The organism is Actinomyces sp. HMSC065F12 (genome assembly GCF_001814535.1).
In the GTDB taxonomy this organism is placed as follows: Bacteria; Actinomycetota; Actinomycetes; order Actinomycetales; family Actinomycetaceae; genus Pauljensenia; species Pauljensenia radingae_A.
Genome location: NZ_KV816983.1, coordinates 167,796 through 174,844 on the forward strand (window position 1 = coordinate 167,796; position 7,049 = coordinate 174,844).

Below are 7,049 nucleotides of genomic sequence, written 5' to 3' on the forward strand. Positions count from 1 at the left end.
AGTCGGCATGTCGAGTACCGCATCGCCGCGCTCGGACGATCTGAGAGGCCCGTATTTTGGAGCCTTCGGTGGTCGTTTCGTGGCCGAATCGCTGATGGCTGCACTGGAAGAACTTGATGAAACGTGGCAGCGTCTGTGGCATGATGACGGTTTCCAGAAACGACTCCATGACCTGTTCGTCAACTATGCCGGACGCCCCTCATTGTTGACAGAAGCATCGCGCTTTGCTGCCGATCTGGGGGGAATCCGAGTCTTCCTCAAGCGCGAGGACCTCAACCATACCGGATCCCACAAGATCAACAACGTGCTGGGACAGGCGTTGCTCACACAGGAACTGGGCAAGACCCGTATCATCGCTGAGACCGGAGCCGGACAGCACGGCGTTGCCACCGCAACGGCCGCGGCGCTGCTAGGCCTGGACTGCACGATCTATATGGGCGCGGAAGACACCGAACGTCAGGCACTCAACGTAGCCCGCATGCAGATGCTCGGCGCGGAAGTCATTGGTGTGACTCAGGGGTCTCAAACGCTCAAGGACGCCATTAACGAAGCGTTCCGTGACTGGGTGACGAATGTGGAGACCACGAACTACATTTTCGGCACTGCTGCAGGTCCGCACCCGTTCCCCAGCCTCGTCCGTGACCTCCAACGCGTCATTGGTGACGAAGCCCGCGAGCAGATCCTGGAGCGCGAGGGGCGCCTGCCGGATGCCGTGACCGCGTGCGTGGGCGGTGGTTCAAATGCGATTGGATCGTTCACTGCTTTTATCGATGATGAGGACGTCGAGCTGATCGGATGTGAAGCCGGAGGCGACGGCATCGACACCGGTCGCCACGCTGCATCGATTTCAGCGAACGAAGTCGGTGTTCTGCACGGTGCGCGCACATTCGTGCTGCAGGAACGCGACGGGCAGACCAAGGCCTCCCATTCGATTTCTGCGGGCCTGGACTACCCGGGTGTGGGACCCGAACATGCATGGCTGGCCCGTTCCGGACGAGCACGCTACATTGCGATTGACGACACGCACGCCATGGACGCATTCGTGCGCCTGTGTCGCACCGAAGGTATCATTCCCGCCATCGAATCGGCACACGCACTTGCAGGGGCAATTCAGTGGGCCCACGAGCGACTCGAAGCAGGACCGATCGAAAAAGGCAAGGAACCCGTTATCGTGGTGTGCCTGTCTGGGCGCGGCGATAAGGACGTGACAACCGCTTCGAAGTGGTTCGGCCTGGGTGAACCCACATACCAGAACATTGATCCGAGCAGGGAGGCCGACAAATGATGCACAGCGCAGATGCGATTGATCGCGCCAATAATGCCGGGCACGCCGCCCTGATCGGATATTTGCCCGTCGGTTTCCCCACTGTGGAAGACTCGGTGCGTGCAGCGAAAGTTCTGGCAGATAACGGCGTTGATGTCCTTGAATTTGGTTTCCCGTATTCCGACCCTGGGATGGATGGCCCCACGATCCAGCGCGCAACCGTGGCCGCCCTCGAACATGGAACACACCTGGAGGACCTGCTGGAAGCGACCAGAGAAGTCGTGGACTATGGTCTGACCACCGTGTGCATGACGTACTGGAACCCGGTCGAATGGTACGGCGTGGACCATTTTGCCCGCGACTTTGCCCAGGCCGGCGGATCAGGCCTGATCACGCCGGACCTGCCACCCGAAGAAGGCGAGCAATGGGAAAATGCCGCTCGCGAAAATGACCTGGAATGCATCTACCTGGTGGCACCGTCGTCAACTCGCACGCGTTTGGAACTGATCAGTTCCCACGCACGCGGATGGGTGTACGCCGCGTCAACGATGGGCGTGACAGGGGCACGATCCTCGGTCGGCACTCACGCGCGCGAACTGGTCGCACGCACGCGTGAAGCCGGTGCAAAGCGCGTGTGCGTGGGTCTGGGCGTTTCCAGCGGCACGCAGGCACATGAAATAGGCTCCTACGCCGATGGCGTTATTGTGGGTTCTGCACTTGTGCGCACACTTTTTGACGAGGACAGGGAACAGGCTTTCGAAGCGCTCGGAACTTTGGCCCGTGAACTCAGTGATGGCGTTAAGAACTCACGAACTGTCTAACCGGAAGGCGCGGTGACGATGAACGATCTGACTGTGGCAAGCTCACTGATTGGCTCAGCGATACCGTCTCCGCCGCAGGGAGCGTGGAACATTGGTCCACTGACCATCCATATGTACGGCATCCTCATTATGCTGGGGATGGTCGCTGCAGTGTGGATCACCGGCCGGCGGTACGAGCGGCGCGGTGGCGTGGCCGACTTCATGTACGAAATTGCGTTGTGGGCGATCCCGCTGGGAATCATCGGAGCGCGAATCTACCACGTGGTGTCCTCACCTGATGCTTACTTCGGCCCCAACGGCAATCCCATTGACGCGTTCAAAATCTGGAATGGCGGTCTTGGAATCTGGGGCGGCGTAGCTCTGGGCGCTGTTGGTGCCTACATTGCGCTGCGACGCGCCGGCCAACGAATGGGACCTCTGGCTGACTCCATTGCACCGGCCCTCCTGGTGGCACAGGCAATAGGCCGGTGGGGGAATTGGTTTAACCAGGAACTGTTCGGCGCGCCGACGACACTACCGTGGGGGCTGCAGGTCGACGCGGCTCACATGCCTGCCCAGTATGCCGCCGGCACGCTCTTTCACCCGACATTTCTCTATGAATGCCTGTGGAATTTGGTTATTGCCGCACTGATCGTGTGGGTGGATCGACGCGCACGGTTCGCTTCAGGTCAGGTCTTCGGGCTGTATCTGATGGGATACACGCTCGGGCGTGTGTGGATCGAGATGCTCCGCGTTGACGAAGCGCAGCACATTCTGGGGCTGCGTCTGAACGTGTGGACATCGATCGCGGTCTTCCTCGCGGGCCTGGCCGTTTTCTGCGTGGCAGGACGCCTCGGCAGGTCAACGACTGTCAGCGAAGACGAGCATGAGCGCCTACGGGCACACCTGGGCCTCGACAAGTCGGATGGCGCAGATAATGAGGCCGACGAATCTTTAGATGAAGAGGATGTATCGAAACTCGCGGACGAATCGGGCAGCGTGCAGGGCGCGAAAAACGTCTTTGATAGCGCCGAAGCCGGTGAGGGTTCCCCTGAATCGAGATCGGCACTGTAGAGTAAGAGTATGCGTCGAGCAAAAATCGTGTGTACGTTAGGCCCAGCCACTGAATCTGCCGAACAAGTACAGGCACTCGTGGACGCGGGCATGGATGTGGCCCGTATCAACTGCTCACACGGAACTCACGAAGGACACGAACGTGTCATTGAGCGTGTGCGTCGTGCAGCGATGACGTCGGGCCGGGCCGTAGCTGTTCTTGCGGACCTCCAGGGCCCGAAGATTCGTCTGCAGACATTCAAGGACGGCCCGCAGTTCCTTGAGATGGGAGACACCTTCACGATCACGACTGAAGATGTCGAGGGCACCAAGGAACGCGTCGGCACGACGTTCAAAGGCCTGCCGGGGGATTGTCGTCCTGGTGACCGTCTCCTGATCGACGATGGAAACGTCGCCGTGCGTGTCATGGAAGTAACGGACACCGACGTAACCACCAAGGTAGAGGTCCCCGGATTTGTGTCCGATCACAAGGGCCTGAACCTTCCGGGTGTTGCGGTGTCAGTGCCGGCGCTGTCGGAAAAGGACCGCGATGACCTGCGGTGGGCACTGAGGATCGGTGTGGACTTTATTGCATTGTCCTTTGTGCGCAACGCCCGCGACATTGACGAAGTGCACGCGATCATGGACGAGGAAGGCCGCAGGCGCCCTGTCATCGCGAAGATTGAAAAGCCACAGGCCGTTGAGGTGCTCGAGGAGGTCGTCGACGCCTTCGATGGCATCATGGTGGCGCGCGGTGACCTGGGTGTGGAAATGCCGCTTGAAGCTGTGCCGCTGGTTCAAAAACGCGCCATTGAGTTGGCACGCCGGGCAGCCAAACCGGTTATCGTTGCGACCCAGGTACTGGAGTCGATGATCAAGAACCCGCGTCCGACCAGGGCTGAGGCATCGGACTGTGCGAACGCGATCCTTGACGGTGCTGATGCCGTCATGCTGTCGGGTGAAACGTCGATTGGTCAGTATCCGATCGAGGCTGTACGCACGATGGCACGCATTGTGGAGAACATCGAAGAAAACGGTGGTGAGCGCATCGCGCCGTTGGGTGGTTTCATCGCAGACCGCTCGGCCGTGATCTCCCAGGCCGCCGTGTCAGTGGGAGAGAAGCTCGATACGAAGTTCCTGGTGACCTTCACGCAGGCAGGAATGACGGCGCGCTATATGGCGCGTCTGCGTAGCCCTATCCCAATGCTGGCTTTCACGCCGCTCGAAGAGACACGCAGGCAGTTGGCACTGACGTGGGGAGTGCAGACCTACCGTGTGCCCTCGGTGATGCACACCGATGACATGGTCTGGCAGGTCGATCAAATCTCACAGACAGCCGGGCTGTGTAAGCAGGGTGACCAGCTGGTCATCGTGGCCGGTATGCCGCCGGGCGTGTCGGGCTCGTCGAACCTGATTCGTGTTCACTCAGTGGGTGACGATATTGATTACTCCATTGGTGGCCGAGTCGGAATGCTGGGCAGACAGTAGATGATCGCGTCGAGCCGTCAGCATCAACGGCGATGCTGCGGGGAGGACGTTTTCTCTAACGGCCGCCGAGGCTTATTCTCACGCGACCCGATGATGTGTTATCGTTGACGTGGATGCAAACTGTCAACCTGGTGTTGAGAGTTGCGCTGATATGACTTCACACTTTCCACCTGATGAGGGGTGGGCGAGTGTGATTGAGAACTGAATGCCTGACGGGGCGGCCTGTGCGCAAAGAGTACATACCCCGTTATGGCGTGAGGAAGAAGAAGAGGATAGAAATATGACAATTGAAGATCGCAATGCAAAGACCGTGTCAGTCCATGACCGGAATTCGGATCGGCAGGCAAACAACGTTCTGCTTGATCAACTTTCCAATGCGGTACGCCCGTGGTTTGCTGATTTCACGAACGGCGACGTACGTCGCGCCATCGAGGCTCTGCGTGTGCCTGCCAGCCGCATCGCTGCAGCAGACTTTCTGGGTCTTGAACTCATTGAAGCTGCATAAGGGAAAGCTACCACAGACGCAGTGTTGGGGGTCGGCCACATGTGGCCGACCCCCAACACTATCCCATCAACACAGTGCGAGTCCTTCGAAAACAGAGCCCCTTCCTTCAGATCCCCGAGCGTAACGGCCAGTCGCACCAGCACGTGTCGTGCTTCATGTTCTGTCCGGCTCGGATAGCTTGAGCATAAGAAACGATTCTTGGGAGATACTTCATTCCACCTGTCAGTTTGCTGGGAATGTGACCAGGCGCAGCGGTTGTGTTCCATTGGTCCACGGCGCTGCCCTGCTTCTCGGCCGTATCGAGTGAGATCTTTCTTGCTTCGGGGGTGAAAAGACATTCACATTGTCGTAGCCTGCTGCAGGACTTTTTCCATCCCATTACGAGCGGATACTGCAGTGAAACACAGCTCAGAAGGGTGATTCCAACTGGTGTGATAAACGCACCCCAAACGCCCTCGTCGAGGGAGTTTTCAGCCGAATAATGCCGAATACTTCTGTACCCCGGGTGGGATTCGAACCCACAGCACCACCGTTTCAGTCATCCCCACCACCACGCCGAAAAGTCGACTTTTACCCGCCATATTCCGCGAAAGTGTGCGTCGCGCACATTAGACTGCCTACCCCACGTTACGATAGTTTTCTAAAACCTTATTGCACGTAGATTGCACGAAAAAAGGGGAACCATGCCAGCCAGACGCCAATTCGGAAACATCCGACGCCTCCCATCAGGAAAATACCAGGCAACCTTCCCCCACCCACACAACCCCGCCACGCGCGTCACAGCACCCACCACCTACGCGCGCAGATCCGACGCCGACCAATGGCTGCGCACCCAACAAGCCCTCATCGAAACCGGCAGATGGAAAAGCCCCGAACAACTGTCCGCCACCACACCCGACCCTACATTCGACCAATACGCCCAACGCTACTTCGCAACCTGCGGCTGGACGAAAGCATCGGCACGCACCGTTCGCAACCGCTACGCCAACCACATCCACCCCCACTGGGCCACACGCACCATCACCACCATCACCGCGCCCGACATCGAACACTGGATCACCCACACACTTGCCACACTCTCTGTCACCAACCGCCGCCACGTCTACGCCATCTTCGTCCAAATCATGCGCGCCGCCGAAGGAGACGGCACCATCACCAAAGCGCCCACCAACCTGCGATACCTACGCGCACTGGTCAAAAACCTCGACAAAAAAGCCCTCCGCTACGAAGAAATCACCGAACGCCGAGCCCTCACCCTGGACGAAGCCCGCCTCATCGCCACGACCGTCCCCGACTACCAGCGCCCCGCCTTCCACCTCATGGCCGTCACAGGAATGCGCACCGAAGAAGTACGCGGCCTACGTTTCAAAGACCTCGACCTGAAAAACAACGTCATACACATCCGCCACGTTGTCACCGGCAGCGGAAAAAACCAAGACGCCCACATGGGTGCCAAAACCGACGCAGGAGTCAGAGACGTCCACCTCGGTACGGGGCTGGCTGCCACACTCCGCGACCACGTGAACAACCACTCATACGCCCCCGACGACTACGTGTTCCAATCCAAAATGAAACCCGGACACCCACTGCCCGACAACACGCTACGCGACTCCATGAAACGAGTGCTGGACAGAGCCGGACTGGAACACGCCACACCCCACAGCTTGCGCCACACCGCGATCACACTGGCACTACGACTGCCAGGATTCAACGAGATGGACGTCAAACGCTACGTGGGGCATGCCAGGGGAGCGGACATCACCATGCGGTACACGCACACCGATGAGGACACACAGCAAAAGCTCGCCCAAGCCATGAGTGACCTGTTCTACGGGAGTGACCAACACAATACCAAGTTTTGACGAACGTGTGACACACCGAATACGAAGGCTTGGCACTGTTCGGCGGGTTGGGTTCTCTCTACACTTCCCACTGATAT

6 protein-coding genes are annotated in these 7,049 nt (G+C 58.8%); all 6 read left to right on the top strand.

All coding sequences use genetic code 11. From position 1 onward, the window contains the following. Positions 1-7 precede the first annotated feature (7 nt). Positions 8-1,285: a tryptophan synthase subunit beta gene (gene trpB, locus HMPREF2975_RS06925; RefSeq protein ID WP_070726670.1), complete on the top strand. Its 1,278-nt coding sequence runs from the start codon at positions 8-10 to the stop codon at positions 1,283-1,285. Next, complete coding sequence (gene trpA, locus HMPREF2975_RS06930; RefSeq protein WP_413772598.1) at positions 1,285-2,085, top strand: tryptophan synthase subunit alpha; 801 nt, start codon at positions 1,285-1,287, stop codon at positions 2,083-2,085. The genes trpB and trpA overlap by 1 nt, the downstream gene beginning before the upstream one ends. A gap of 18 nt (positions 2,086-2,103) precedes the next feature. Then, positions 2,104-3,138, top strand: coding sequence for a prolipoprotein diacylglyceryl transferase (gene lgt, locus HMPREF2975_RS06935; protein WP_083314461.1), 1,035 nt, complete (start codon positions 2,104-2,106; stop codon positions 3,136-3,138). 9 nt (positions 3,139-3,147) lie between these two features. Next, positions 3,148-4,605 carry a pyruvate kinase gene (pyk, locus tag HMPREF2975_RS06940; RefSeq protein ID WP_070726674.1) on the top strand — a complete coding sequence of 486 codons (1,458 nt, stop codon included), beginning with the start codon at positions 3,148-3,150 and terminating at the stop codon, positions 4,603-4,605. Positions 4,606-4,885: 280 nt separating this feature from the next. Beyond that, positions 4,886-5,110, top strand: a complete 225-nt coding sequence (locus HMPREF2975_RS06945) for a hypothetical protein (protein WP_058236642.1) — start codon at positions 4,886-4,888, stop codon at positions 5,108-5,110. Between the two features lie 683 nt (positions 5,111-5,793). Beyond that, a complete protein-coding gene (locus HMPREF2975_RS06950; RefSeq protein ID WP_070726675.1) occupies positions 5,794-6,972 on the top strand; it encodes a tyrosine-type recombinase/integrase in 1,179 nt (392 codons plus the stop codon). Positions 6,973-7,049 lie beyond the last annotated feature (77 nt).

What these genes read in the sequence shown, in the direction of transcription:
- lgt (WP_083314461.1), top strand. Translation starts at nt 2,104, where the DNA reads ATGAACGATCTGACTGTGGCAAGCTCACTGATTGGCTCAGCGATACCG.
- pyk (WP_070726674.1), top strand. Translation starts at nt 3,148, where the DNA reads ATGCGTCGAGCAAAAATCGTGTGTACGTTAGGCCCAGCCACTGAATCT.
- HMPREF2975_RS06945 (WP_058236642.1), top strand. Translation starts at nt 4,886, where the DNA reads ATGACAATTGAAGATCGCAATGCAAAGACCGTGTCAGTCCATGACCGG.
- trpB (WP_070726670.1), top strand. Translation starts at nt 8, where the DNA reads ATGTCGAGTACCGCATCGCCGCGCTCGGACGATCTGAGAGGCCCGTAT.
- HMPREF2975_RS06950 (WP_070726675.1), top strand. Translation starts at nt 5,794, where the DNA reads ATGCCAGCCAGACGCCAATTCGGAAACATCCGACGCCTCCCATCAGGA.
- trpA (WP_413772598.1), top strand. Translation starts at nt 1,285, where the DNA reads ATGCACAGCGCAGATGCGATTGATCGCGCCAATAATGCCGGGCACGCC.